19 protein-coding genes are annotated in these 25,283 nt (G+C 70.3%); 9 read left to right on the top strand and 10 right to left on the bottom strand.

The genetic code is table 11. The features are described from left to right. Nucleotides 1-14: 14 nt before the first annotated feature. The 4 genes from purL to V6V89_RS05080 all read right to left on the bottom strand — a co-directional run bounded on the left by purL (nucleotide 15) and on the right by V6V89_RS05080 (nucleotide 4,244). Nucleotides 15-2,342, bottom strand: a complete 2,328-nt coding sequence (gene purL, locus V6V89_RS05095; RefSeq protein WP_442935071.1) for a phosphoribosylformylglycinamidine synthase subunit PurL — start codon at nucleotides 2,340-2,342, stop codon at nucleotides 15-17. A 41-nt stretch (nucleotides 2,343-2,383) separates the two neighbouring features. Then, nucleotides 2,384-3,073, bottom strand: coding sequence for a phosphoribosylformylglycinamidine synthase subunit PurQ (purQ, locus tag V6V89_RS05090; protein WP_334617757.1), 690 nt, complete (start codon nucleotides 3,071-3,073; stop codon nucleotides 2,384-2,386). After that, nucleotides 3,070-3,351 carry a phosphoribosylformylglycinamidine synthase subunit PurS gene (gene purS, locus V6V89_RS05085; protein ID WP_334617756.1) on the bottom strand — a complete coding sequence of 94 codons (282 nt, stop codon included), beginning with the start codon at nucleotides 3,349-3,351 and terminating at the stop codon, nucleotides 3,070-3,072. The genes purQ and purS overlap by 4 nt, the downstream gene beginning before the upstream one ends. Nucleotides 3,352-3,497: 146 nt before the next feature. Further along, nucleotides 3,498-4,244 (bottom strand): TMEM165/GDT1 family protein, encoded by a 747-nt coding sequence (locus V6V89_RS05080; protein WP_334617755.1) that lies wholly within the window; start codon nucleotides 4,242-4,244, stop codon nucleotides 3,498-3,500. Nucleotides 4,245-4,380: 136 nt separating this feature from the next. On the opposite strand from V6V89_RS05080, the gene V6V89_RS05075 reads away from it, so the two are divergent. Next, entirely contained in the window at nucleotides 4,381-5,061 is a 681-nt protein-coding gene (locus tag V6V89_RS05075; RefSeq protein ID WP_334617754.1) for a S1 family peptidase, read from the top strand. Nucleotides 5,062-5,194: 133 nt separating this feature from the next. Here the strand turns inward: V6V89_RS05075 and purB are convergent, their stop codons facing one another. Beyond that, nucleotides 5,195-6,610, bottom strand: a complete 1,416-nt coding sequence (gene purB, locus V6V89_RS05070) for an adenylosuccinate lyase (protein WP_334617753.1) — start codon at nucleotides 6,608-6,610, stop codon at nucleotides 5,195-5,197. Between the two features lie 17 nt (nucleotides 6,611-6,627). Continuing rightward, entirely contained in the window at nucleotides 6,628-7,914 is a 1,287-nt protein-coding gene (locus V6V89_RS05065) for an acetyl-CoA C-acetyltransferase (protein ID WP_334617752.1), read from the bottom strand. 101 nt (nucleotides 7,915-8,015) lie between these two features. Here V6V89_RS05065 and V6V89_RS05060 point away from each other — a divergent pair, with 101 nt between their 5' ends. Next, nucleotides 8,016-9,338: a 3-oxoacyl-ACP reductase gene (locus V6V89_RS05060; protein ID WP_334617751.1), complete on the top strand. Its 1,323-nt coding sequence runs from the start codon at nucleotides 8,016-8,018 to the stop codon at nucleotides 9,336-9,338. After that, a complete protein-coding gene (locus V6V89_RS05055; RefSeq protein ID WP_334617944.1) occupies nucleotides 9,338-10,138 on the top strand; it encodes a MaoC/PaaZ C-terminal domain-containing protein in 801 nt (266 codons plus the stop codon). Before V6V89_RS05060 ends, V6V89_RS05055 begins: the two co-directional genes overlap by 1 nt. 91 nt (nucleotides 10,139-10,229) lie before the next feature. On the opposite strand, the gene V6V89_RS05050 is transcribed toward V6V89_RS05055, so the two are convergent. Then, nucleotides 10,230-10,865, bottom strand: a complete 636-nt coding sequence (locus V6V89_RS05050; protein ID WP_334617750.1) for a TetR/AcrR family transcriptional regulator — start codon at nucleotides 10,863-10,865, stop codon at nucleotides 10,230-10,232. Between the two features lie 71 nt (nucleotides 10,866-10,936). Between V6V89_RS05050 and V6V89_RS05045 the strand changes: the two genes are divergently transcribed. Genes V6V89_RS05045 through V6V89_RS05035 form a run of 3 tightly spaced genes read left to right on the top strand, consistent with a single transcriptional unit; the run spans nucleotide 10,937 to nucleotide 14,214 of the window. Beyond that, the gene (locus V6V89_RS05045; RefSeq protein ID WP_334617749.1) at nucleotides 10,937-11,389 is read left to right on the top strand and encodes an SCP2 sterol-binding domain-containing protein; all 453 of its coding nucleotides are present in this window, start codon (nucleotides 10,937-10,939) and stop codon (nucleotides 11,387-11,389) included. A gap of 1 nt (nucleotide 11,390) precedes the next feature. Then, nucleotides 11,391-12,605, top strand: coding sequence for an acyl-CoA dehydrogenase family protein (locus V6V89_RS05040; RefSeq protein ID WP_334617748.1), 1,215 nt, complete (start codon nucleotides 11,391-11,393; stop codon nucleotides 12,603-12,605). A 52-nt stretch (nucleotides 12,606-12,657) separates the two neighbouring features. Continuing rightward, the gene (locus V6V89_RS05035) at nucleotides 12,658-14,214 is read left to right on the top strand and encodes an AMP-binding protein (protein ID WP_334617747.1); all 1,557 of its coding nucleotides are present in this window, start codon (nucleotides 12,658-12,660) and stop codon (nucleotides 14,212-14,214) included. 96 nt (nucleotides 14,215-14,310) lie between these two features. On the opposite strand, the gene purD is transcribed toward V6V89_RS05035, so the two are convergent. Further along, nucleotides 14,311-15,552 (bottom strand): phosphoribosylamine--glycine ligase, encoded by a 1,242-nt coding sequence (gene purD / locus V6V89_RS05030; protein WP_334617746.1) that lies wholly within the window; start codon nucleotides 15,550-15,552, stop codon nucleotides 14,311-14,313. A gap of 13 nt (nucleotides 15,553-15,565) precedes the next feature. Beyond that, nucleotides 15,566-17,620 carry a SpoIIE family protein phosphatase gene (locus V6V89_RS05025; protein ID WP_334617745.1) on the bottom strand — a complete coding sequence of 685 codons (2,055 nt, stop codon included), beginning with the start codon at nucleotides 17,618-17,620 and terminating at the stop codon, nucleotides 15,566-15,568. A gap of 82 nt (nucleotides 17,621-17,702) precedes the next feature. Here V6V89_RS05025 and V6V89_RS05020 point away from each other — a divergent pair, with 82 nt between their 5' ends. Continuing rightward, nucleotides 17,703-22,103 (top strand): HAMP domain-containing protein, encoded by a 4,401-nt coding sequence (locus tag V6V89_RS05020; protein ID WP_334617744.1) that lies wholly within the window; start codon nucleotides 17,703-17,705, stop codon nucleotides 22,101-22,103. Continuing rightward, on the top strand, nucleotides 22,104-22,649 hold the full coding sequence (locus tag V6V89_RS05015; RefSeq protein ID WP_334617743.1) for a response regulator: 546 nt from the start codon (nucleotides 22,104-22,106) through the stop codon (nucleotides 22,647-22,649). Nucleotides 22,650-22,694: 45 nt separating this feature from the next. On the opposite strand, the gene V6V89_RS05010 is transcribed toward V6V89_RS05015, so the two are convergent. Beyond that, nucleotides 22,695-23,468 (bottom strand): hypothetical protein, encoded by a 774-nt coding sequence (locus tag V6V89_RS05010; protein WP_334617742.1) that lies wholly within the window; start codon nucleotides 23,466-23,468, stop codon nucleotides 22,695-22,697. Between the two features lie 27 nt (nucleotides 23,469-23,495). On the opposite strand from V6V89_RS05010, the gene V6V89_RS05005 reads away from it, so the two are divergent. Beyond that, on the top strand, nucleotides 23,496-25,277 hold the full coding sequence (locus tag V6V89_RS05005) for a BTAD domain-containing putative transcriptional regulator (RefSeq protein ID WP_334617741.1): 1,782 nt from the start codon (nucleotides 23,496-23,498) through the stop codon (nucleotides 25,275-25,277). Nucleotides 25,278-25,283 lie beyond the last annotated feature (6 nt).

Here is a 25,283-nt window from a genome sequence, read left to right as displayed (position 1 = left end):
GAGCGAAGACCGGCTCAGGCACCGGTGCCGAAGAGCTTCGGAAGCGTCGAGGTGTAGGCCTCGCGCAGCTCGCTGAGCCCGATCGTGAACTGGTCGCGGATCTCCAGGACGCCGCCGTTCGGGTCGGTCACGCCCAGGGCCGTCCACGGCAGACCGTGCTCCGAGCACAGCGCGGTGAACGCCTTTTCCTGGCCGTGTGGCACGGCGACGAGGGCGCGGCCAGCCGACTCGCTGAAGAGGTACGCGAACGGCATCGAACCGGCCGTTTGCTCCTCGGGCAGCGCGACGCGGGCACCGATGCCGTTGCGCAGGCACGCCTCGACGAGGGCCTGTGCGAGGCCGCCGTCAGACAGGTCGTGTGCGGCGCTCAGGTGGCCAACGCGCGCGGCCTCCGCGAGGACCGTGGCGAGCGTGCGCTCGCGAGGCAGGTCTACCCGCGGCGGCACGCCGCCGAGGTGCTCGTGCGTCACCCAGGCCCATTCCGAACCAGACAGCTCCACCCGGGTCTCGCCCAGCAGGAAGATGATGTCGCCGTCGGGGTTGGCCCGTGCGGGGAAGCCCATCGGCACCCGCTGGGTGACGTCATCGAGTACGCCGAGTACGCCGACGACGGGCGTCGGGTGGATCGCGGCGGCGCCGGTCTGGTTGTAGAAGCTGACGTTGCCGCCGGTGACCGGGATGCCCAGCTCGGCGCAGCCGTCTGCCAGACCACGAACGGCCTCGGCGAACTGCCACATGACGCTGGGGTCCTCGGGCGAGCCGAAGTTGAGGCAGTTGGTGACGGCCAGCGGGCGGGCGCCGGTGACGGCCACATTGCGGTACGCCTCGGCGAGGGCGAGCTTGGCCCCCTGGTACGGGTCGAGCCGGGCGAACCGGCCGTTGCCGTCGACCGAGAGGGCCACGCCGAGGCCGCTGCGCTCGTCGATCCGGATCACACCGGAGTCTTCGGGCTGGGCGAGCACGGTGTTGCCCAGCACGTGCCGGTCGTACTGCTCGGTGACCCAGGTCTTGTCGCACAGGTTGGGCGAGGCGACCATCCGCAGCAGGGTCTCCCGAAGCGCCTCCGGTGTGGACGGTCGGGGCAGCGTTTCCGCGCGGTCGGCCTGGAGCAGGATGCGATCGGCGGGCTCGCGCACCGGGCGGGCGTAGACGGGCCCGTCGTCGGCCAGCGAGCCGGGCGGCACGTCGACCACGGTGTGGCCGCGCCAGTCGATCGTGAGGCGGCCGGGCAGCCCGTCCGGGCCGGGCGGGGTGACCTCGCCGATCGCGGTGGCGATCACGCCCCACTTTTCGGCGATCGCCAGCACCGCGTGGAGCTGTGCGGGCTCGACGATCAGCAGCATGCGCTCCTGCGACTCGCTCGCGAGGATCTCGTGCGGCGCCATCGACGGCTCGCGCAGCGGCACCCGCTCGAGGGCGACCGTCATGCCGGTGCCCGCCGCGGCGGCGGTCTCGGTGAGCGCGCAGGTGAGGCCGGCGCCGCCGAGATCCTGGATGCCGACCACCAGCTTGGCGTCGTACAGCTCCAGGCACGCCTCGATGAGCAGCTTCTCCATGAACGGGTCGCCGACCTGAACGGACGGCCGACGCTGCTCGCTCTCGTCGTCGAAGGTGGCGCTGGCGAGCACGGACACGCCGCCGATGCCGTCGCGGCCCGTCTTGGCGCCCATGAGCACCACGATGTTGCCGGCGCCGGCGGCGGCCTTGTTTTGCAGGCGGTCGACCGGCAGCACGCCGACGCAGAGCGCGTTGACCAGCGGGTTGCCCTGGTAGCAGGGGTCGAAGACGACCTCACCGCCGATGTTGGGCAGGCCGAGAGAGTTGCCGTATCCGCCGATGCCAGCCACCACCCCCGGCAGTACCCGGGCGGTGTCCTCGTGGTCGGCGGCGCCGAACCGCAGCGGATCCATGACCGCGACGGGTCGCGCGCCCATCGCGAGGATGTCGCGGACGATGCCGCCGACGCCTGTCGCGGCGCCCTGGTACGGCTCGACGTAGCTCGGGTGGTTGTGCGACTCGACCTTGAAGGTCACCGCGAGGTCGTCGGAGATCTGGATGACGCCCGCGTTTTCGCCGATACCGGCGAGCAGCCGGTCGCTCGGCGGCGCCTTCTCGCCGAACTGCCGCAGGTGCACCTTGCTCGACTTGTAGGAGCAGTGCTCGCTCCACATGATCGAGTACATGGCCAGCTCGGACTGCGTGGGCCGGCGGCCGAGGATCTCGCGGATGCGCTCATACTCGTCGTCCTTCAGGCCCAGCTCCGCGTAGGGCTGGAGCTCCTGTGGCGTCGCCGTGGCGCGCTGGACGGTGTCGGGCCCGCCGTTGTACTCGTCGACAGCCATCGACGGTGCCTCTTCTTGTTGTAGAGCGCTAGCTAGCTCGGTCATGCCTGTGCCCCCGCGCCGGCAAGGTGCTTGAGTACGGACGTGAAGAAGGCCAGCCCGTCGATGGACGGGCCGGTCAGGGCCTCGACCGCGTGCTCCGGGTGCGGCATGATGCCGACCACGTTGCCGGCGGCGTTGCTGATGGCCGCGATGTCGTTGAGGGAGCCGTTGGGGTTGCCGTTGATGTATCGGGCGACCACCTGGCCGTTGGCCTCCAACTCCTCAAGGGTCCGCTGGTCGGCGACGTACCGGCCTTCACCGTGCTTGACCGGGATCAGCACTTCCTGGCTGGCGGCGAACGCGTTCGTCCACACCGGCTGGACGGCCTCGATGCGCAGCCACTGGTCGCGGTTGCGGAAGTGCAGGTGCTCGTTGCGGGTCAGCGCGCCCGGCAGCAGGTGCGCCTCGCAGAGGATCTGGAAGCCGTTGCAGATGCCGAGCACCGGCATGCCGTCGCGGGCCGCCTGAGCGATCGACTCCATGACCGGGGCGAACCGGGCGATCGCGCCGCCACGCAGGTAGTCGCCGTACGAAAAGCCACCCGGGAGTATGACCGCGTCGACGCTGTGCAGATCGGGGTCGGCGTGCCAGAGGCGAACCGCTTCGCCACCCGCGAGGCGTACGCCACGGGCCGCGTCGCCGTCGTCCAGAGACCCGGGAAACGTGACGACACCGATGCGCGCGCTCATGCGGATGCCTCAACCGATTCGGCGGGCTCCTTCGCGGGCTCTTCCGCCTCCACCCGCACCGTGAAGTCTTCGATCACGGGGTTGGCCAGCAGCTCGTCCGCGATTTCCCGGGCGCGGTCCAAGTCTGGCTCGCCGGAGAACTCGATCTCGATCCGCCGGCCGATGCGCACCGACGCGACCTCGGTGACACCGAGCCTCGGCAGCGCGTTGGCGACCGCCTGGCCCTGCGGATCAAGGATCTCCGGCTTGAGCATGACGTCGACGACGACGCGAGCCACTGGGCACTCCTGACTGTGTATGCGGACGCTGCCGCTATCGACCGCCGGGGTCGAATGTGGTGCCGCCCCCCGCCCCCGGACAAGCGTGCCAAGCGTACCTGGTAGAGGGTGGGCAGCTTGCACCGGCTGTCCTGCTCACGGATGGCTCAACCGGCCACCGTACCGATCACCGTGATGGTCGCGAGGAGGGCGCATACCCCCGCGGCGGCGTACCGCACGACGGACAGCTTCACGCGCCGCAGCAGCCAGCGGCCGAGCAGCACCGCTGCCCCGGAGACGGTTATCAGCGCCGCCCAGGAGCCGAAGAACACGGGCACCGCGGGCTTTCCGCTCGCCACCAGACCGGCGGTCAGCAACTGGGACAGATCACCCCATTCGGCGGTGAAGAGGACGAGAAAACTCGTCCCCGCTGCCCGCCAGCCGCGCTTGCCGGTCGTGATCTTTTCGTTGAACTCGCGCTCCTGCTCGGCCTCGGCGCTGTCGGCCGAGCGCGCACCGCGAAACAGCAGCACCGCGCCGACCGCGAAGAGGGCGGCGGCGACCAGCGCCACCGGACGTTCTGGCAGTTGGGAGAGCAGATGGCCGGCACCGACCGCGACCAGGCACTGCACGCCGAACGCGGCGCTCACGCCGAGCCACACCGGCAGCGCCGGATACCGCGTGCTGAGCACCAGGGTGGCGACGAACGTCTTGTCTGGCAGCTCCACGGGGAGGATCAGCACGAACGCGGTGAGCGCGACGAGCGCGTACTCCATGGTGACGGTTTCCTTTCCCGGCAGGGCCGGGAGCACGGGCGCCCTCGACCCGGCCGCACGGCCTGGGTCGAAGGTCTCGCCCACCGCGGTCAACCGCGGCCACGTGGCCGGGCGCCGGGGCGCCAGTGTGTCGACCACGCGATTGGGGGCTACTCCCCTTCGCTGAAGCGATCATACCTGGCCATCACGCCGTCGTATGACCTGGATCGGATCCTTGTCGACAGGTGTCGATGCGTCCTAGCGTGTCCCAAACCCCTCACAAAGGAGGTCCACCATGCGCATGCGCCTAGCCGTGACGGCACTCGCCACCGCGGCCGCCGCGGCCGTGGCCGCGCCCAGCGCCGCGGTCGCCGCTGACGTGGAGCCGTACATCATCGGTGGCAGCACCGTCTCTTCGGCACCATGGGCGGCCGCGGTCTTCAGCGGCGGCTCGTTCACCTGCTCCGGCACCATCATCGCCCCGAACTGGGTGCTGACCGCGCGGCACTGCGTCAGCGGCAGCATGTCGGTGCGCGTCGGCAGCGTCCTGCGCTCGTCGGGCGGCGTCACCCGCACGGTCAGCGCCAGCTATGGCCGGTACGACCTGGCCCTCATGCGGCTCAGCAGCAGCGTCAGCACCAGCTACGTGACCCTGGCGAGCAGTGACCCGCCGGTGGGCTCGACCAACTCGATCTACGGCTGGGGCATGACCTGCTACAGCGGCTGCGGGGCCTCCAGCCAGCTCAAGACCGCGTCGGTGCGAGTGACCAGCACCAGCGTGTCGGACGCGTACGGTGGCCGCGCGATCCGCAGCACCGCGATCAACGGAAACGCGTGGCGCGGCGACTCGGGCGGCCCTGAGTTCTACAACGGCGCCCAGGTCGGCGTGGCCTCCACGGCCAACGGCGTCAACATCCAGAACTACGGCAGCGTCGCGTTCAACCGCGACTGGATCCGCTCGACCGCGGGCGTCTGACCTTCTCCCGCTTCCCGGTTCCGCCGATCAAGGGCAATGGCACGTGGTTCGATCTCCATTCCACGTGCCATTGCCCTTGATCGATGCGATGATCCTTACCGGTACCCGATCTGTCGGACATCCGCGGCGTCCCTCAAAGGATGGGATCGGGTGCGTACGCGGCGGCCTCCGGATGGTCCGCGACGACCTGCGCGACCCTCTCGGCCACGGCCGTCACCTGGGCTTGGGCGGCACCAACGAAAGCGGACCGGTCGGCCACCAGGGTGTCGATTTCGGCGCGGGTCAGGCCGAGGCGCTGGTCGTGCGCCAGCCGGTCGAAGAGGTCGTTCTCCGCGACGCCCTTTTCGCGCATGTCGAGCGCCACGGCCACCGCGTGTTCCTTGATCGCCTCATGCGCCGTTTCCCGCCCCACGCCGCGCCGCACGGCCGCGACCAGGACCTTCGTGGTCGAGAGGAACGGCAGGTACCGGTCGAGCTCGCGGGCGATCACGGCGGGGTACGCGCCGAACTCGTCGAGCACCGTCAAGAACGTCTGGAACAGGCCGTCGGCGGCGAAGAACGAGTCCGGCAACGCGACCCGGCGCACCACCGAGCACGAGACGTCGCCCTCGTTCCACTGGTCGCCGGCGAGCTCACCGACCATCGACAGGTAACCCCGGATGATCACCGCGAACCCGTTGACGCGTTCGCTCGACCGGGTGTTCATCTTGTGTGGCATCGCGGAGGAGCCGACCTGACCGGGCTTGAACCCCTCGGTGACCAGCTCCTGCCCGACCATCAGCCGGATCGTGGCGGCCAGCGACGATGGGGCGGCGGCGACCTGCGCCAAGGCGGACACCACGGCCAGGTCGATCGAGCGCGGGTACACCTGGCCGACGCTGTCGAGCACGCGGCTGAAGCCGAGGTGCGTAGCGACGCGCCGCTCCAGCTCGGCCGCCCGTTCGAAGGAACCGAGCAGGTCGAGCTGGTCGGCCGCGGTGCCCACCGGGCCCTTGATGCCGCGCAACGGGTACCAGCGGATGAGGTCTTCGAGGCGCTCGTACGCGATCAGCAGTTCGTCGGCGGCGGACGCGAATCGCTTGCCGAGCGTGGTGGCCTGCGCGGGCACGTTGTGCGAGCGCCCCGCCATCACCAGGTCGGAGTGCTCCACCGCGAGCCGGGCCAGGCGCGCCAGGGTCGCCACCACCCGGTCGCGTACGAGCTCCAGCGACTGCCGCACCTGGAGCTGCTCGACGTTTTCGGTGAGGTCGCGCGAGGTCATGCCCTTGTGGATGTGCTCGTGACCGGCGAGCGCGCTGAACTCCTCGATCCGCGCCTTCACGTCGTGCCGGGTGATCCGCTCGCGCGCCGCGATCGACGCCAGGTCGACCTGGTCGAGCACCGCCTCGTACGCCTCGACCACGCCCTCGGGCACCTCGACGCCGAGGTCGCGCTGGGCACGCAGGACGGCCAGCCACAGCCGGCGCTCCAGGCGTACCTTCTCTTCCGGCGACCAGAGGGTGACCAGCTCAGGGGATGCGTACCGGGCGGCGAGAACGTTCGGGATCACGCCACCACGGTACGGCGTCAGCGTTCGACGATCGCCACCACGCCCTGGCCACCGGCGGCGCAGATGGAGATCAGCCCGCGCCCCTTGGTGCCCTTCTGGGCGAGCAGCTTGGCGAGTGTGGCGAGGATGCGGCCGCCGGTCGCGGCGAACGGGTGCCCGGCGGCGAGCGACGAGCCGTTGACGTTGAGCTTGGACCGGTCGATCGCGCCCAGCGGTGCGTCGAGGCCGAGCCTGGTCTTGCAGTATTCGGGCGACTCCCACGCCGCCAGCGTGGCGAGCACCTGCGACGCGAACGCCTCGTGGATCTCGTAGAAGTCGAAGTCCTGGAGCTTCAGGTTGCGCCGGTCGAGCAGCCGGCACACCGCGTACGCAGGCGCCATGAGCAGCCCTTCGCCGCCGTGCACGAAATCGACCGCCGCCGTCTCGCCGTCGACGAGCCAAGCCTGTACCGGCAGGTTGTGCGCGCGGGCCCAGACCTCGGACGCGAGCAGCACCACCGACGCGCCGTCGGTGAGCGGCGTCGAGTTGCCGGCGGTCATCGTGGCGTCGCCGTCCTTGACGCCGTAGACCGGCTTGAGGGAGGCCAGCTTCTCCAGCGAGGTGTCCGGGCGCAGGTTCTGGTCGCGCTTGAGCCCGAGGTAGGGCGTCACCAGGTCGTCGAAGAACCCCTGGTCGTACGCCGCGGCGAGCTTGCGGTGCGATTCGAGCGCGAGGGCGTCCTGGTCTTCCCGGGTGATGCCCCACTCCCGTGCGGTGATGGCCGCGTGCTCGCCCATCGACAGCCCGGTGCGCGGCTCGGCGTTCTGCGGAAGCTGCGGCTTGAACGGCTGGAGTGGGCGCAGCTTGGCCGCGGCTCGCAGCCGCGCGCCGAGGCTGCGAGCCGCGTTCATCTCGATCAGCGCGCGCCGCATGTCTTCGTTGAGCTGGAGCGGCGCGTCGGACGTGGTGTCGACGCCGCCCGCGATGCCGACCTCGATCTGGCCGAGCGCGATCTTGTTTGCGACCAGCAGCGCCGTCTCCAGGCCGGTGCCGCACGCCTGCTGCACGTCGTACGCCGGCGTGTGCGGGTCGAGCTTCGAACCGAGAACCACCTCGCGGGTGAGGTTGAAGTCACGCGAGTGCTTGAGGACAGCACCGGCTGCCACCTCGCCGAGGCGCTTGCCGGCCAGCCCGTACCGGGCCACGAGCCCGTCGAGCGCGGCGGTGAGCATGTCCTGGTTGGACGCCGCGGCGTACCGGCTGTTGGAGCGCGCGAACGGGATGCGGTTGCCGCCGATGACGGCGACTCGTCGGACGGTCTGCACTTGGCGTTCCCCTCCCTAGGGGCGCCCACAAAACGCTTCGCTGCGCTCCACGTTTCCGCGGGGACCCCGCCACTCAACCTACTGACGAGTAGGATACGCCTATGAGCGATCGGTACGCGACCTTTGCCAACTCCGGGCCGGGCCGCGCCCTGGTCAAGCGCCTGGGGCTGCCCGCACCGCCGCACCTGCGTCGCCACCGGCCCGGCGACCCCCTGGTACCCGGCCCGGTGCGCGTCGAATCCGCCGCCGGGGGCCGACTTGACGAGCCGGTCAGGGCGATCCTCAAGGCGGCCGGAGTCTCCAACGACGGCGAGCGGTACTCCGGGCTGGTCTTCGACGCCACCGGCATCGCCGACTCCACCGACCTGAAGGCCCTGTTCGACTTCTTCCACCCGAACGCCCGCGCGCTCCTGCCCTCGGGCCGGGTGATCGTGCTGGGCACCCCGCCGGAGGCATGCGAGTCCCCGCGCGAGGCCACCGCACAGCGCGCCCTCGAAGGGCTGACCCGCAGTATCGGCAAGGAGTTCGGGCGGGGCACGACCGCGCAGCTCGTCTACGTGACGCCCGGCGCGGAGGGCGCCACCGAGTCGACGCTCCGGTTCCTGCTGTCCGGGCGCTCGGCGTACGTCTCGGGGCAGGTCATCCGAATAGGACCCGGCGCCTTCATGACGCCGGCCGACTGGGATCGGCCCCTCGACGGCAAGGTCGCGCTGGTCACCGGCGCGGCGCGGGGGATCGGCGCGGCCATCGCGCGGGTCCTGGCCCGCGACGGCGCGCAGGTCGTCGCGCTCGACGTGCCCGCCGCCGGCGACGCGCTCGCCGACGTGGCCAACGACATCAGGGGTACCACGTATCAGCTCGACCTCACCGCTGCCGACGCGCCCGGGCGGCTCGTCGACCACATCGGGAGCCGCCACGGCCGGCTCGACATCGTGGTGCACAACGCCGGCATCACCCGCGACAAGACGATCGCCCGGATGGACGCCGACCGGTGGGATTCGGTGCTCGACGTCAACCTCTCCAGCCAGGAGCGCATCAACGACGCGCTCCTTGCCCGCGACCTGATCCCGCACGGCGGGCGTCTGGTCGGGGTCGCGTCGATCGCGGGAATCGCCGGCAATCGCGGCCAGACCAACTACGCCACCAGCAAAGCCGGCGTGATCGGGCTCGTGGAGTCGATGGCGCCGGTGCTGGCCGAGCGGGAAATCACCATCAACGCGGTGGCACCGGGGTTCATCGAGACCCGGATGACCGCGAAGATTCCGGTCATGCTCCGCGAGGCCGGCCGCCGGATGAACAGCATGTCCCAGGGCGGCCTGCCGGTCGACGTGGCGGAGACGATCGCGTGGTTCGCGTCGCCGGCATCTGGCGGCGTCACCGGAAACGTGGTCCGCGTCTGCGGCCAGAGCCTGCTGGGGGCGTGATGTATCTGCGCGCCGCGATCGGCCTGGTCCCCGCGTTCTCCCGGCCCCGCACACTCCCCGACACCGTGCACGAACTGCGGGATGTGAAAGTCGAACTGCACCGGCTCGCCGACTACAACCGGGTCTGCGGCTTCCGGCTCACCGACGCGCTGCCGCCGACCTACCCGCACATCCTGGCGTTTCCGCTGGCGATGCGGCTCATGGCGGGTACGGACTTCCCGTTTCCGGTGGTGGGTCTGGTACACGTCGCCAACCGCATCGAGCTGTTGCGCCCGATCGACGCGAGCGAGCCGCTCGACCTGTCGGTGCGCGCCGCCGACCTGCGGCCGCACGACCGTGGCCGGCAGTTCGACATCGTGGCCACCGCCTCCTCGGGCGGCATCGAGGTGTGGCGCGGCGTCTCGACGTACCTGAAGCGGGAGGGCAAGGGCGGCGTCCGCGGCGGTGATCGCGCGGAACCGCCGGCGCCGTCCGCCCGGTGGCGCGTCGCCCCGCGCGTGGGCACCGACTACGCGCGCGTCTCCGGCGACCACAACCCGATACACACCTCGCGGATCGGGGCGCGGCTCTTCGGTTTCCCGCGCCCGATCGCACACGGCATGTGGAGCAAGGCACGCTGCCTGGCGGCGCTGGAGGGCCGCCTGCCCGCGGCGTACACAGTGGACGTGGCTTTCAAGCTCCCGATCCTGATGCCCGCGACGGTGGCCTTCACGGCCGCCCCGTCCTGGACGTTCGCCCTGCATGACGCAAGGTCCGGAAAGCCCCACCTCACCGGCGCCATCGATGGGCTGGTTGGCTGACCGGTCGCTACGCAAGGCGATGCATCGGCCTTCGAGGAGCACTCGTGGCTGTCCGCCGACGTCCGGAGGATGCTGCTTCCTGCCTAGGCGCTCACAACCTCGCGTGCCAGGTCTCGCCGCGCAGCAGCTGGGCGGCGCCTACCCAGGCGATGTTCATCATGCGGGTGGCGGTCTTGTCAGGGTCGGCGTCGGGATGGTCGGCGAGCCAGTCGGCCAGCGACTCCGAGGCGCCCACCAGGGCGTACGCCATCACCTCGAGGTCCATGTCGCGGACGTCCTGTCCCTCGGCGGCGAGTGCCTGCGCCAGCATCGCGGCGATCACCTGGACGATGCGCTCGCGCATGGTCGCGAGCGCGCCCGCGAACGGCTGCTCGCCGCGCGCCTGGCGGTACAGGACGGCCCAGCCGTCCCGGTGCGCGCCCACGAACCCGAAGAATGCCCGGAGCCCACGCCAGAGCTGCTCGTCGGGCGGGAGGTCGGCGCCGACTCCCGCCACGATGGCCTCCATCAGCCGGGTGCCCTCCCGGTGCAGGCAGGCGATGTAGAGCTCCTCTTTGGTGCCCAGGTACGCGTACACCATGGGTTTGGAGATGCCGGCATCCTCGGCGATCTCGTCCATGCTCGCTGCGTGGAACCCTCGGCGGGAGAAGACGCGGACCGCCGCGTCGAGCATTTGTTGCTCACGCACGGCCCGGGGCAGTCGTTTGAACGTTGGTGACGTTGTCACCCTTGCGAGCATACCTACTCGCACGTAAGGTTACGCGCGAGTAAGTTAATCAGATCCCGGAGGCACATCCGATGACCGACTTCGATCCGGCTACGTTCGCCAACGTAGACCCCAAGCAGTTCGCACAGCTCGTCAAGACCACGCCGGACGCGCAGATCAAGCAGGTCATGCAGAGCGACCTGCGCGGCAAGATCCTTGACGAGGTGTTCGGCCGGATGCCCACCCTCTTCCGTCCGGACCGCGCGGGCTCCACCAACGCGGTGATCCACTGGACGGTCACCGAGCGGCCGGACGGCGGTGCCGACACCTACGAGGTCGTCATCGAGAACGGCGCCTGCACGGTCTCGGAGAGCGCCGACCGCGACCCGAAGCTCACGCTCACCATGGGCCCGGTCGAGTTCCTGAAGGTCGTCTCGGGCGGTGGCAACCCCGTGATGATGTTCATGACCGGCAAGCTCAAGGCCAAGGGTGACCTGGGCCTGGCTGCCAACATCGCCAACCTGTTCGACATCCCGAAGGCCTGATATGCCTGAGTTCTCGCTCGACCTGAACGAGGAACAGCGGGATCTCCGCGACTGGGTGCACGGCTTCGCGCGAGACGTCGTGCGCCCAGCCGCGGCAGAGTGGGACGCCCGCGAAGAGACGCCGTGGCCGCTGCTCCAGGAGGCGGCGAAGATCGGGCTCTACGGCTTCGAGTTCCTCGCCAACTGCTGGGCCGACCCCACCGGCATCTCGCTGCCCATCGCCAACGAAGAGCTTTTCTGGGGAGACGCCGGCATCGGCCTGTCGCTGTTCGGCACGTCGCTCGCCGTCGCGGCGATCTACGGGTCCGGTACCCCGGAGCAGCTCGTCGAATGGGTGCCGCAGTGCTTCGGCACGGTCGACGAGCCGGCGGTCGCCGCCTTCTGCAGCACCGAGCCGGAGGCCGGTTCGGACGTCGGCTCGATGCGCACCAAGGCGCGGTACGACGAGGCCACCGACGAGTGGATCCTCAGTGGACAGAAGGCGTACGCCACGAACGGCGGGATCGCCACCGTGCACGTGGTCACCGCGACGGTCGACCCTTCCCTCGGCTCGCGGGGACAGGCAGCGTTCGTGGTGCCACCAGGTACGCCAGGACTGTCGTCGCCCGGCAAGCTCAAGAAGCTGGGCCTACGTGCCTCGCACACCGCCGACCTGTTCCTCGACGAGGTTCGGGTGCCGGGGCGGTGCCTGCTCGGCGGCCGTGAGGCGCTACAGGAGCGGCTCGACCGGGCACGCAGCGGCCAGCGGGCCGCAGGCCAGGCTGCGATGCGGACGTTCGAGCTGTCCCGCCCGACCGTGGGGGCGCAGGCGATCGGCGTGGCACGAGCGGCGTACGAGTACGCCCTGCAGTACGCCCGCGAGCGCGTGCAGTTCGGCCGGGCCATCATCGAGAACCAGGCCATCGCGTTCGCGCTCGCCGACATGAAGATGGAGATCGACGCCGCGCGGCTGCTGGTCTGGCGGGCCGCGTGGATGGGGCGCAACAACCGCGCCTTCGACGCGGGCGAGGGCTCGATGTCCAAGCTCAAGGCCGGCGAGGTCGCGGTGTCGGTGACCGAGAAGGCCGTGCAGATTCTCGGCGGCGCCGGGTTCCTGCGCGAGCACCCGGTCGAGCGCTGGTATCGGGACGCGAAGATCTACACGATCTTCGAGGGCACGTCCGAGATCCAGCGACTCGTGATCTCACGGGCAATCTCCGGGATGCAGATCAAATGAACCACCCCACGAAAATGCTCCGCCGCGCTCCACATTTCCGCGAGGAACCCGGATGATCACGCCGTTCGTCGTGGCGACGCTGACCCGACGCGGCCTGCTCACCCCGGGTTCCCCGGTGCGGGTGGCGTCCCAGGTCAAACAGCTCTGGCGGTGGGGCTTCAGCCTCGCCGGGGAGCTGCGGCAGGCCGCCGCCCGCGATCCCGGCCGGGTCGCCGTCATCGACTCCAGGCGCGGCCCGGTCACGTACGCCGAGCTGCTGCACCGCTCCGAACAGCTGGCCCGGTCGCTGCGCGGCGCGGCCGGCATCGGGTCCGGCGACCGGATCGGTCTGCTCTGCCGCAATCACGCGGGCATGGTCGAGGCGATGGTCGCCGGCACGCTGCTGGGCGCCGACACGGTTCTGATCAACACCGGCCTCTCCAGCGCGCAGCTGAGCGTGGTGGCGGTGGAACAGCGGCTGCGCCTGCTCATCCACGACGCGGAGTTCGCGGACCGGGTCGTCGAGGTGCCCGCACAGGTGGAGCGGATCGAAGAGAGCCGCGCCGAGGAGCTGACCGCTGGCGCGCCGCCGGGCGAGCTGCGGCCGCCCGAGCGCGACGGCCGCACGATCGTGTTGACCTCTGGCACCACGGGCATGCCCAAGGGCGCCCGGCGCCGCACGCCCGCCGGCTTCGGCCCACTCGTCTCGATCATCCACCGCATCCCGCTGCATGTCCGCGACCGCATCATGATCGCCGCGCCGCTCTTCCACACCTGGGGCTACGCCGCCCTTCAGGTCGCGTTCGCGCTGCGCGCGACCGTGGTGCTGGAGCGCAGGTTCGACCCGGTAGGCCTGGTCGCGGCGGTCACCCGCCACAACTGCCGGGCTCTTTTCGCCGTACCGGTCATGCTGCAGCGGCTGCTGGAGGTGCCCCCACCGGCGCCGAACCCGCTGCGGATTGTCGCGGTCAGCGGTTCTGCCCTACCCGGCGGGCTCTCGACGCGGTTCATGGACGCGTACGGGGAGGTGCTCTACAACCTGTACGGCTCGACCGAGGCGTCGTGGGTGTCGATCGCCACGCCCGCCAACCTGAGGATCGCCCCGCAAACCGCGGGCAAGCCGCCGCACGGCACCAAGGTCGCGATCCTCGACGAGAAGGGCGAGCCGGTGCCGCGCGGGCAGGTCGGCCGGATCTTTGCCGGCAACGAGATGATCTTCGAGGGGTACACGTCGGGTGCGAGCCGGGAGACCCTCGACGGGCTCATCTCCACCGGCGACCTGGGGTTCGTCAACGGCGACGGGCTGCTGTTCGTGGCCGGGCGCGACGACGACATGATCGTCTCCGGCGGCGAGAACGTCTTCCCGTCCGAAGTGGAGAACCTGCTCGCCGACCTCCCGCAGGTACGCGAGGTGGCGGTGATCGGCGTGCCCGACTCCGAGTTTGGCCAGCGCCTCGCGGCGTACGTGGCTCTGCACCAGGGGGAGACGCTCGACGCCGACGCGGTGCGCGAGTACGTGAAGCGCTACCGGGCCCGCTTCTGCGTGCCGCGCGACGTGTACTTCGTGCCGTTCCTGCCGCGCAACGCCACCGGCAAGGTCGTAACCCGGGATCTGCCTCAGCCCCGCTGACCCACGGGCCGGCCCTGGGAACGTCACAAGGGCGGCTCAGACCGGCCGCGCCGCCAGGCGCCGCGGCTTCAGACCGAGGCCGCCTCGTAGGGTGGCCTACCCGAGGCGTCCCTCGGCAGCCGCCAGCGCGATGTCGGAGCGCCGGTGCCCGCCCTCCAGACTCACCCCGTCGAGCAGCGCGTACGCCCTGGTTCGCGCCGTGGCAAGGTTCAGGCCGGTGGCGGTGCCACAGACGACCCTGCCGCCCGCGGAGACGAGGGCACCGTCGGAGGCCCGGCGCGCGGTGCCGGCGTGGATGATGCCGGCGCGTTCCGCGCCGGTGATGACGTCGCCGGTGCGCGGCGCGGCCGGGTATCCGGCGGACGCCAGCACGACCGTGACGGCCGCGCCCGGCCGCCAGCGCAGCGGCGGGTGCGCGGCCAGCGTGCCGGTCGCCGCCGCGTGCAGCAGGCTGGCCAGCGGCATGTCCAGCAGCGCGAGGACCGCCTGCGTCTCCGGATCACCGAACCGCGCGTTGAACTCGATCACCCGCGGACCGGCCTTGGTCAGCGCGAGCCCCACGTAGAGCAGTCCGCTGAACGGCGTGCCGCGGCGCCGCATCTCGGCGAGCGTCGGGTGCACGGTGCTGGCCAGCACCTCGTCGACCAGGCCGGCGGGTGCCCAGTCCAGCGGTGCGTACGCGCCCATGCCGCCCGTGTTGGGGCCGGAGTCGCCGTCGCCGACCCGCTTGAAGTCCTGCGCCGGCTGAAGAGGCACGGCTGCCTCGCCGTCGGTCACCACGAAGAGCGACACCTCGGGACCGTCGAGGTACTCCTCGATGACGACCCGCTCGCAGGCCGCCGCGTGCGCGAGGGCCGCGTCGCGGTCGCTGGTGACGACGACGCCCTTCCCGGCGGCGAGGCCGTCATTCTTGACCACGTAGGGCGCGCCGAACTCGTCGAGCGCCCGGGCGGCCGACTCGGCATCGGCGCATGCGTACGCCCGCGCGGTGGGCACGCCGGCGGCCGCCATGACGTCCTTGGCGAACGCCTTCGAGCCTTCGAGCTGGGCGGCCGCCCCCGAAGGGCCGAAGCAGGCGATGCCCTTGGCGCGTACCGCGTCGGCGACCCCCGCGACGAGCGGCGCCTCGGGACCGATCACCACCAGGTCGGCGCCGGTCTCCACGGCCAGCGCCGCGACCGCTGCCGGATCGGTCGCCGCCACCTGCCGTAGCTGGGCGACGGCCGCGATACCCGGGTTGCCCGGAGCGGCGATGAGCTGGTCGACGGCTGGGTCGGCGGCGAGGCTGAGCGCGAGCGCATGCTCCCGCCCGCCACCTCCGATGAGAAGTACGCGCACGCCAGAATCCTAGTTACACGGGGTCGTTCTTCAGGACGAGGATGGCGATGTCATCCCTTGGAGGCTCCGCGGAGAAGCCGATCGCGCTCGAGCGGAGCCGGGCGGCCACCACGTCGGCGGAGTACCCGGCCAGCGGCCCTGCCGTGTCGCGCAGCCGGTCCGGACCGAAGAGCTCGCGCCCGCGCCGCCGCTCGGTCACCCCGTCGGTGTAGAAGACGAGAGTGTCACCGGCGGCCAGGGGCACGGTGATCGACGGGGTGGTGATCGTGTCGAGCAGGCCGAGGGCGGTGCCACCGGTGCCGACGAACGAGGCGCGACCGTCGGCGCGTACCAGGACCGGCCGGTCGTGGCCGGCGAGATGCAGCGAGACGTCGAGCTGGCCGTCGAGTGACTGCCCGATGGCGGCGAGCGCCAGCGTGCAGTACCGCCCGCCGCCGCGCTCGACGAGCGTGTCGTTGAGCCGGACGAGGGCCTCGGCGAGCGGCTTGCCGTCTCGGACCAGCACCCGGATCACGTCTCGCACCAGGCCGGTCACCGTGGCTGCCTGCACGCCCTTGCCGGAGACGTCGCCGATGACCGCCAGCCACCGGCCGTCCGGCAGCGGCATGACGTCGTAGAAGTCGCCGCCGACCTCGGCGTCGTCGCCGGTCGGCACGTACTCCGCCGCGAACCCGATGCCTTTGACCGTGGGCAGGGCCGGCGGCAGGAGCGACTGCTGGAGCGTGTGCGCGATCCGACGGCGCTCGTCGTGGATGCGGGCGTTGTCGACGGCCAGCGCCGCCCGGCGGGCCACGTCTTCGAGTACCGCCATCTCGTCGGCGTCGTGCCGGTGCTTCGGGTGCCGGCCGACCGCGAGGGTGCCGAGGCGCTGGCTGCGGGCGACCAGCGGCACGGCGAAGCCCTCTGTCGGGGCGCCGAGCGGCACCCCGGACCCGACCCGCAGGGCCTCGCGCAGCCGGCCGACGACGGTGTCAGGACCGGTCTCGGCGAGCGTGGCGTGCAGCTGGGGAAGCGCGGTCTCGTCAACGTGGGTGGCAGCTGCGAGCTGGAGCCGGCCCCACTCGTCGGTGGTGTGCACGGCGCACCACTGGCCGAGCCGGGGCACGACGAGCTGGGGGATGAGCGCGAGCGTGAGGTTGACGTCGAGCGACTGTGCCAGCAGCTCGCTGGCCTCGGCGAGAAACGTGAGCCAGGTCTGGCGGCGCAGGTCGGCGCGGCGCAGCCGGTCGTTCTCCAGGTGCAGGGTGAGCCGTTCGGCGACGAGCGCGGCGAGCGGCGTGGCGTACCCGGAGGGCGCGACGTCGAGCTCCAGCTCACCGATGTACGGCCGCTGCACGCCGAGCGGTACCCGGAGCAGCTCGGACTCGGGACGGGGCTGCCGGCCGTGCCGGGCGAGCAGTTGCGTGCCGGCGCCGTCGCCTCGGTCGAGGCGAACCGCACCGCCGGCCGCGCCGACCAGCTCGGCGACCTGGACGAGGAGGTGGCTGGCGAAGTCACCGAGCGGGTCGTCGCCGTGCACATCGGGCTCGATCTGGAGGAGCGTGTTGAGGGCGCCGGCGGTGGGCGCACCGGCGGGTGCCGTCGCTCCCTCGGCGGCGGGAGGCGACCCGGCGGGGATCTCCGCGGACGCTTTGCTGTCGAGGCGGAACCACACGCCCTTGCCGGTGGGCAGGTGTGTCGTACCCCACCTGCTCGCGAAGTGGTCGACGAGAAGGAGACCGCGCCCACGTTCGGATATTTCGGAAATGTCCAGCTCATCATTTCGGGGGCGCGCTGTCAGCCTCTCGACAGGGCTGCTCGCGAAGTCGGTAACCGTAACGGTTAGCCCGTTCGGGTCGGCGACGACCTCGATGTCGAGTTCGGTGCCGGCGTGCAATACGGCGTTCGTGCTCAGCTCGGTGGTCAGCAGGAGAGCCTCATTTAGCAGCTCATCGAGGTGTGCATCGGTCAGCACGGACCGCACGACGGCGCGTGCGGCGGCCGGTGTCCGGCGGTCCGCGGGCAGCCGTACCCGCCGCACACGCTCGTCTGCGGCATTGTCGATCTCACGGCTGACCTCCCCTGACACGCTTGCATCCTCTACCGCCCGGGCGGGTTCATCCAAGCGGGACGCTCGCTTCTGTCACCGACAAAGCGCAATGATGAGACGCATGACCACGGCGAAACAGGTAAGTGCCCGGTCGGGATCGGACGAGGCCGCCGTTCTCAGCGAGCTGGCGGACGCGCTTCGCCGCGTGCGACGGGGAGATTTGAAGGTACGGCTGCCCCGGCGCGCAGGCGTCGCCGGTGAGGTGGCGGACGCGTTCAACGACGTGGTGTCGCTGCAGGAACGGCAGAACCTCGAGGTTCGCAAGATCAGCCGGATCGTGGGACGGGACGGGCGGCTCACCGAGCGTCTCGACGAGGAGGGCGTCGACGGCGCGTGGGCCGACCATGCCCGCGCGATCAACTCCCTCATCGACGACCTCGGCCGGCCGACCACCGAGATCTCACGGGTCATCGTGGCGGTGGCCGACGGCGACCTGACCCAGCACATGGCGCTGGAGATAGACGGCCGGCCGCTGCGCGGTGAATTCCTGCGCATCGGTCGCACGGTCAACACGATGGTCGACCAGCTCTCCTCGTTCGCCGACGAGGTGACCCGGGTGGCGCGCGACGTGGGCACCGAGGGCGCGCTCGGCGGCCAGGCCGACGTGCGCGGCGTGGCGGGCACCTGGCGCGACCTGACCGACTCGGTCAACACGATGGCGTCGAACCTGACCAGCCAGGTGCGGTCGATCTCGCAGGTGACCACCGCGATCGCCCGCGGTGACCTCTCCCAGAAGATCACGGTCTCCGCCAAGGGCGAGGTCGCCGAGCTGGCCCACACGATCAACTCGCTCACCGACACGCTGCGCACCTTCGCCGAGCAGGTGACCCGGGTGGCGCGCGAGGTGGGCACGGAGGGCAAGCTCGGCGGTCAGGCCCAGGTGCCCGGCGTGGCCGGCATCTGGAAGGACCTCACCGACAACGTCAACTCCATGGCGTCGAACCTGACCGCTCAGGTGCGAAACATCGCGCAGGTGTCGACGGCGGTGGCCAAGGGCGACCTTTCGCAGAAGATCACGGTGGCGGCTCAGGGCGAGATCCTGGAGCTGAAGAACACCATGAACACGATGGTCGACCAGCTCTCCTCGTTCGCCGAGGAGGTGACCCGGGTGGCGCGCGAGGTGGGCACGGAGGGCAAGCTCGGCGGCCAGGCCCAGGTGCGCGGCGTCTCCGGCACCTGGCGAGACCTGACCGAGAGCGTCAACCAGCTCGCCGGCAACCTGACCGCCCAGGTGCGAAACATCGCGCAGGTGTCGACGGCGGTGGCCAAGGGCGACCTGTCGCAGAAGATCACGGTGGCGGCTCAGGGCGAGATCCTGGAGCTGAAGAACACCGTCAACACGATGGTCGACCAGCTCTCCTCGTTCGCCGAGGAGGTCACGCGCGTCGCGCGCGAGGTGGGCACGGAGGGCAAGCTCGGCGGCCAGGCCCAGGTCAAGGGGGTACTGGGCACGTGGCGCGACCTCACCGACAACGTGAACTCGATGGCCTCGAACCTCACGGCTCAGGTGCGAAACATCGCGTCCGTCACCACCGCGGTGGCCAAGGGCGACCTGGGTCAGAAGATCACGGTGGACGCGCGCGGCGAGATCCTGGAGCTCAAGTCGACCGTCAACACGATGGTCGACCAGCTCTCGTCGTTCGCCGACGAGGTGACCCGGGTGGCTCGTGAGGTGGGCACCGAGGGGAAGCTGGGTGGTCAGGCGCAGGTGCGTGGGGTCGCGGGTACGTGGCGTGACCTGACGGACAACGTGAACTTCATGGCGTCGAACCTGACCGCTCAGGTGCGAAACATCGCCCAGGTCTCCACCGCAGTGGCCCGTGGCGACCTCTCCCAGAAGATCACCGTGGACGCACAGGGTGAGATCTGGGAGCTGAAGAACACCATGAACACGATGGTCGACCAGCTCTCCTCGTTCGCCGAAGAGGTCACGCGAGTGGCTCGTGAGGTGGGCACCGAGGGGAAGCTGGGTGGTCAGGCGCAGGTGCGTGGGGTCGCGGGCACGTGGCGTGACCTGACGGACAACGTGAACTTCATGGCGTCCAACCTCACCGGCCAGGTGCGAAACATCGCGAGCGTCACGACGGCGGTGGCCAAGGGCGACCTGTCGCGCAAGATCACGGTCGACGCCGAGGGCGAGATCCTGGAGCTGAAGCAGACCGTCAACACGATGGTCGACCAGCTCTCCTCGTTCGCCGAGGAGATCACTCGGGTCGGCCGCGAGGTCGGCATCGAGGGCAAGCTAGGCGGCCTGGCACGGGTCAAGGGCGTGTCGGGCACGTGGCGCGACCTCACCGAAAACGTCAACCAGCTCGCCGCCACCCTCACCACCCAGCTCCGGGCGATCGCGCAGGTCTCCACCTCGGTGACCAAGGGCGACATGACGCAGCGGATCACCGTGGAGGCACAGGGCGAGGTCGCCGAGCTGAAGGACAACATCAACCAGATGATCGTCACGCTCCGCGAGACCACCCGGAAGAACGCCGAGCAGGGCTGGCTGGACTCCAACCTGGCCCGGATCGGCGGCCTCCTGCAGGGCCAGCGCGACCTCGGCGAGGTCTGCCGCATGATCATGGGTGAGGTCACGCCGCTGGTCGAGGCGCAGCTCGGCGCGTTCTTCCTGGTCGACAACGAAGAGGCGGTGACCCGGCTGCGGATCGCCGCGTCCTACGGGTACGTGGCGCGCACCAACGAGGTCGTCTTCGGGCCGGGCGAAGGGCTGGTCGGACAGGCAGCGGTGTCGCGCCGGACCATCCGGGTCAGCGCCGACGCCACCGGGGCGCTGACCCTGCGGTCCGGGCTGCTCCGCTCGGTGCCCAAGGACGTCGTCGTGCTGCCGATCCTGTTCGAGGGCGAGATGCTCGGCGTGATCGAGTTCGCCTCGGTCAACGCGTTCTCCGAACTGCACCTGACGTTCCTGGAGCGGCTGGTGGCCACGATCGGGATCGCGCTCAACACGATCCAGGCCAACCGGCGCACCGAGGAACTGCTGGCCCAGTCCCAGCGGCTGGCACACGAGCTGCAGGAACAGTCGGCGGAGTTGCAGCGCACCAACGCCGAGCTGGAAGACAAGGCGCAGCTGCTGTCCGAGCAGAAGGGCAACATCGAGACCAAGAACCGCGAGATCGAGCTGGCCCGCGCCGGTTTGGAGGAGAAGGCGCAGCAGCTGTCGCGGGCGTCCGCGTACAAGTCGGAGTTCCTGGCCAACATGAGCCACGAGCTGCGTACGCCGCTCAACTCGCTGCTGCTGCTGGCCCGGCTGCTCGCCGACAACTCCGACCAGAACCTGACGCCGAAGCAGGTCGAGTTCGCGCGCACGATCCACAGTGCCGGCTCCGACCTGCTGGCCCTGATCGACGACATCCTCGACGTGTCCAAGATCGAGGCGGGCCGCATGGACGTAGAGCCGGTCGAGGTGCGGCTCGCCGAGGTGCGGGCGTACGTCGAGCAGGCGTTCGCGCCGCAGGCGGAGGAGAAGAAGCTCGACTTCAACGTCACGATCGCGCCGGGGCTGCCAGAGGTGGTGATCACCGACGCGCAACGGCTTCAGCAGATCATCCGCAACATGCTGGCGAACGCGGTGAAGTTCACCGACTCGGGCTCGGTGCGGCTGAGCATCGAGCGCGCCGAGCTGGGTGACGGCTACGCCGACGTGCCGGCCCTGGCCAGCGCCCGATCGGTGGTCGCGTTCGCGGTGACCGACACCGGTATCGGCATCTCCGACGACAAGCTCGACATCATCTTCGAGGCGTTCCAGCAGGCTGACGGCACGACCAGCCGGCGGTACGGCGGCACCGGTCTCGGCCTGTCGATCAGCCGCGACCTCGCCCGGCTGCTCGGCGGCACGATCATAGTGTCGTCGGCACCGGGACGGGGCTCGACGTTCACGCTGCTGCTGCCCGAGGTGATCGCGCCGGAGGCGGTACCCGTGATGCTGCCACCGGGGCCGGCGACCCGTCCCCTCACCGACCTGTCGGACCTGCCCCAACTGCCGGCGCTGGGCGACCTGCCGCTGCTACGGACGGCGCCCGACGGCGACCGTCCGACCTCTCCAGCGGCGCGCCAGCTCGACGGCGCCACAGTGCTCATCATCGATGACGACGTGCGAAATGTATTCGCTCTGACGAGCGCCCTTGAGCTGCACGGAATGACGGTGCTCTACTCGGACAATGGCGCGGAAGGGGTACGGTTGCTAGCAGAGCATCCGGAGGTCGACATCGTGCTGATGGACGCGATGATGCCCGATCAGGACGGCTACGAGACCACCCGCGCGATCCGCCGCAACCATCGCTTCACCGACTTGCCGGTGGTGTTCCTAACCGCGAAGGCGATGCCGGGCGATCGGGAATCGGCGCTGGGTGCCGGTGCCAGCGACTACATCACCAAACCGGTCGATCTAGACGAGTTGATCGAGCTTATGGCCGCCTGGGTCAACGGCGGCGGCCGAGAGGTTGTGTCTTAATTGGGTGTTGCCAAGGCCCTGCTGGTCGACGACCGGCGAGACAACCTGGTCGCCCTGGAGGCGATCCTCCAGGGTCTGCCGGTCCGGGCGGTCGCGGTGGAGAGCGGCGAGGCGGCGCTGAAGCAGCTGCTCGTCGACGACTTCGCGGTGATCCTGCTCGACGCGCAGATGCCCAACATGGACGGGTTCGAGACCGCGAGCCACATCAAGCGGCGGGAACGCACCCGGCACGTGCCCATCATCTTCCTCACGGCCGCGGACCGGGATGCCCAGCTGGCGCTGCGCGGGTACTCGGTCGGGGCGGTGGACTACCTCACCAAGCCGTTCGACCCGTGGGTGCTGCGGGCGAAGGTCTCGGTCTTCGTCGACCTGTGGACGAAGACCCAGCAGTTGCAGGTCCAGTCCGAGGCTGTGCGCGAACGGGAAGCGCAGTGGCGGACGCTGACCGAGGCCGTCGACGAGGCGACCGCGTTGCTGCGCTCGCCGGAGCCGGACGGCCGGGAGCGGGCGGCCGAGCTGCTGGAGAAGGCGCGCTGGGGTTCGTGACCTGATCGGGGCACCCCCGTCCGGAGGCGCCCCGATCACCCCCGATCAACTGTTGAGCAGCTCGTACGCCTCAGCCGGCGCTTCCTGCGTCTCGCCCGCGGGTGGTTCCTCGACCTTCGGCGCGGCGCCGTAGTCGCTGTATGTCGCCTGATGGGTGTACGCCCTGACCTCGCCGTACGCCGGCACGTCGAGCTCGATGGAGGTCAGCCGGCCCTGCCCGTCGACCACGGCGCGGAAAGGCACCGCCTTGGCGCGTTCGCCGAGAGCGCCGAGCCCTTGCTGGTCGAGGATCTCCGCCTTGGTCGCCGTGGTCAGGTCGACGGTGCCGGTGAACTGGCCGGCGGCGGGCTCGGTGACGTCGACGATCGACCGGAAGAGCGACACCGCGCCAGCCGGGTCCGGGTCGCCGAAGCCGACGTCCTCCTGGTCCTTCACCTTTGTGCGATCGAGGTGCAGCCACTTCTTGGGCAGCTTCGGCAGCCCGGTGACGTCCTTGGTGTTCGCAAAGGTGATCTTGACCCAGGATTCCTGGTCGATGATGAGGTAGCCCATCGTCATCGTGAAGCCAAGGTCCTTGTCCTTGTACACCGTGGTGAGGTGAAGCCGCCTACCCTGCGGGTCGACGGCGCCCTTCCCGGTGGTCTCGGCGTCCTTCAACGTGAAGCTGAAGGTGCCCTGCGATCCGTCCGGCACCGCGTCGAGGAGCTTCTCTTTCGGGGTCATCGGTGCGGGTGGCGCGGCGGTCGGCTCGTTCAGGGCGCCGCATCCGGCCAGCAGCACGACGCCCGCGGCCAGCGTCATCGCGATCGTTCGTCTCATCAACGTTTCTCTCTCTGCGGAGGGACTGTGCCTAATGCCCTCGCTTCGCTCGGGTCATTTCGCGCGCTTGGGTGCCGCCCTGTAGACCGCAGTCGCTCTGGTGCTTCGCTCCCGACGCTTTGTGCGGTCTGCGGGCGGCGTGCGCTCACTTCGACGGAAGCTTCTGCGGCCGGACTGCTGGACGGGTGCCGTTATGCTGCCGACGGCTGCCGCCCGACTGCCGCACACTGCGGTTCCGCTGAATGTCCTGCTCAACGGGGTGAGGTTGCGCTGAAACGCTTCGAGATCCTGGGGCCGGTACGCGCGTTCGACGGCGTACAGGAGTTGGACCTTGGGCCGACGAAGCAGCGGGCGGTGCTGGCGGTCCTGCTGTTGAACGCCAACAAGCCGGTGTCGACCACGCAGATCATCGACTCGGTGTGGCAGGACGATCCACCCGAAAACGGCGCCAACGTGGTGCAGAAGTACATCGCCGGTCTGCGCCGGGTGCTGGAGCCTGAACGGTCACCGCGTACGCCCGGCCAGCTGCTCACGTTCACGCCGGCCGGATACGTGCTGAGCGTCCCGAGCGGCGGGCTCGACGCCGACGCCTTTCACGAGCGGGTCCGCCGGGCACGCGCCGAATGGCTGGACGGCCGGCTCGCCCCCGCCGCCGCCGAGCTGCGTTCCGCCCTCGCGTTGTGGCGGGCCGATGCGCTGGCCGGCCTGTCCGGGCCGGTGTTCGACTCGGCGCGAGACCGGCTGACCGAGGCGCGGGCCAGTGCCCTGGAGGCGTGGTCCGAGGTCGAGCTGGAGCAGGGTGGCCACGCCACGCTGGTGCCCGAGTTGGCGCGGCTCGTCGCCGAGTACCCGCTGCGCGAGCAGCTGCGCTACTGCCAGATGCTGGCCCTGTACCGCAGCGGGCGGCAGGCCGAGGCGCTGGCGGCGTACCGGGAAGCGCGCGCGTACCTGTCCGACGAGTTCGGCGTCGAACCGGGCGAGCGGCTCCAGCAGCTGCACCAGCGGATCCTGCGTTCCGACCCGGCACTGGCGCCGGCAGAAGATCCCAGCGTGGTGCTCATGGCGCCCGCCTCCCCGACGATCCCCGTCGTCACGCCCAACGGGGGCCCCGTGAGCCCGCCCTGGGCGCCGCAGCCCCCGCTAGCCGCGTTCCAGCCGCAGCCGCCCTCCGGACAGGGCTGGCGGATCGCAATGAAGGTCTGCGCGATCGCCGTGCCGCTGCTCACCGTCGGCACGCTGACCTGGATGGTCGTCCTGATGTACGCGTTGCAGCGGCGCAGCAAGGTGCTCATCGTTGCCGCCGTCGGCTACCTGCTCCTGGCGGCGGCCGGCTGCGCGATCTCCGAGGCCACCAGCGACGAGGGCGATCCCAGCGGGTGGTTCGGCATCGCGATGTTCCTGATGGTGATCGCGACGCTCGGCGGGGCGTTCCACGTGGTCCTGCTCAGCTTCGTCGTGCCGTCGCGGGCTCAGCCGGACCCGCGCCTCATCGTGGCGATCGAGCAACGTGCGCGTCGGCAGCAGGCTCTTCAACTCGCCAGCCAGTACCCGGCGGTCGCGCGCGAACTGAACATCGGCCGGCCCGACCTGCCCCGCGTCTTCGACGACGGCGGTCTGATAGACATCAACGCCGCACCGGCCCAGGTGCTGACCGCACTGCCGGGCATGAACCCGCACCTGGCCGAGCGTGTCGTGGCCGAACGCCAGTACCGGGGCGCTTTCGGCTCAATCGACGACCTGGTATCGCGCGGCACCGTCCCACCCGAAGTCGCATACGCCCTCCGTGAACACGCGGTTGCCCTGCGTTAGACGGAT

This window comes from Micromonospora sp. CPCC 206061 (assembly GCF_036906915.1).
Taxonomy (GTDB): Bacteria; Actinomycetota; Actinomycetes; order Mycobacteriales; family Micromonosporaceae; genus Phytohabitans.
The sequence above is the reverse complement of the archived record's forward strand: the minus strand, read 5'-3'. Positions and strand labels throughout refer to the sequence as shown.

Excerpts from the sequence above, each read along its gene's own strand:
- purL (WP_442935071.1), bottom strand. The coding sequence starts at position 2,342 with ATGGCTGTCGACGAGTACAACGGCGGGCCCGACACCGTCCAGCGCGCC.
- purQ (WP_334617757.1), bottom strand. The coding sequence starts at position 3,073 with ATGAGCGCGCGCATCGGTGTCGTCACGTTTCCCGGGTCTCTGGACGAC.
- V6V89_RS05075 (WP_334617754.1), top strand. The coding sequence starts at position 4,381 with ATGCGCATGCGCCTAGCCGTGACGGCACTCGCCACCGCGGCCGCCGCG.
- V6V89_RS05060 (WP_334617751.1), top strand. The coding sequence starts at position 8,016 with ATGAGCGATCGGTACGCGACCTTTGCCAACTCCGGGCCGGGCCGCGCC.
- V6V89_RS05055 (WP_334617944.1), top strand. The coding sequence starts at position 9,338 with ATGTATCTGCGCGCCGCGATCGGCCTGGTCCCCGCGTTCTCCCGGCCC.
- V6V89_RS05045 (WP_334617749.1), top strand. The coding sequence starts at position 10,937 with ATGACCGACTTCGATCCGGCTACGTTCGCCAACGTAGACCCCAAGCAG.
- V6V89_RS05040 (WP_334617748.1), top strand. The coding sequence starts at position 11,391 with ATGCCTGAGTTCTCGCTCGACCTGAACGAGGAACAGCGGGATCTCCGC.
- V6V89_RS05035 (WP_334617747.1), top strand. The coding sequence starts at position 12,658 with ATGATCACGCCGTTCGTCGTGGCGACGCTGACCCGACGCGGCCTGCTC.
- V6V89_RS05020 (WP_334617744.1), top strand. The coding sequence starts at position 17,703 with ATGACCACGGCGAAACAGGTAAGTGCCCGGTCGGGATCGGACGAGGCC.
- V6V89_RS05010 (WP_334617742.1), bottom strand. The coding sequence starts at position 23,468 with ATGAGACGAACGATCGCGATGACGCTGGCCGCGGGCGTCGTGCTGCTG.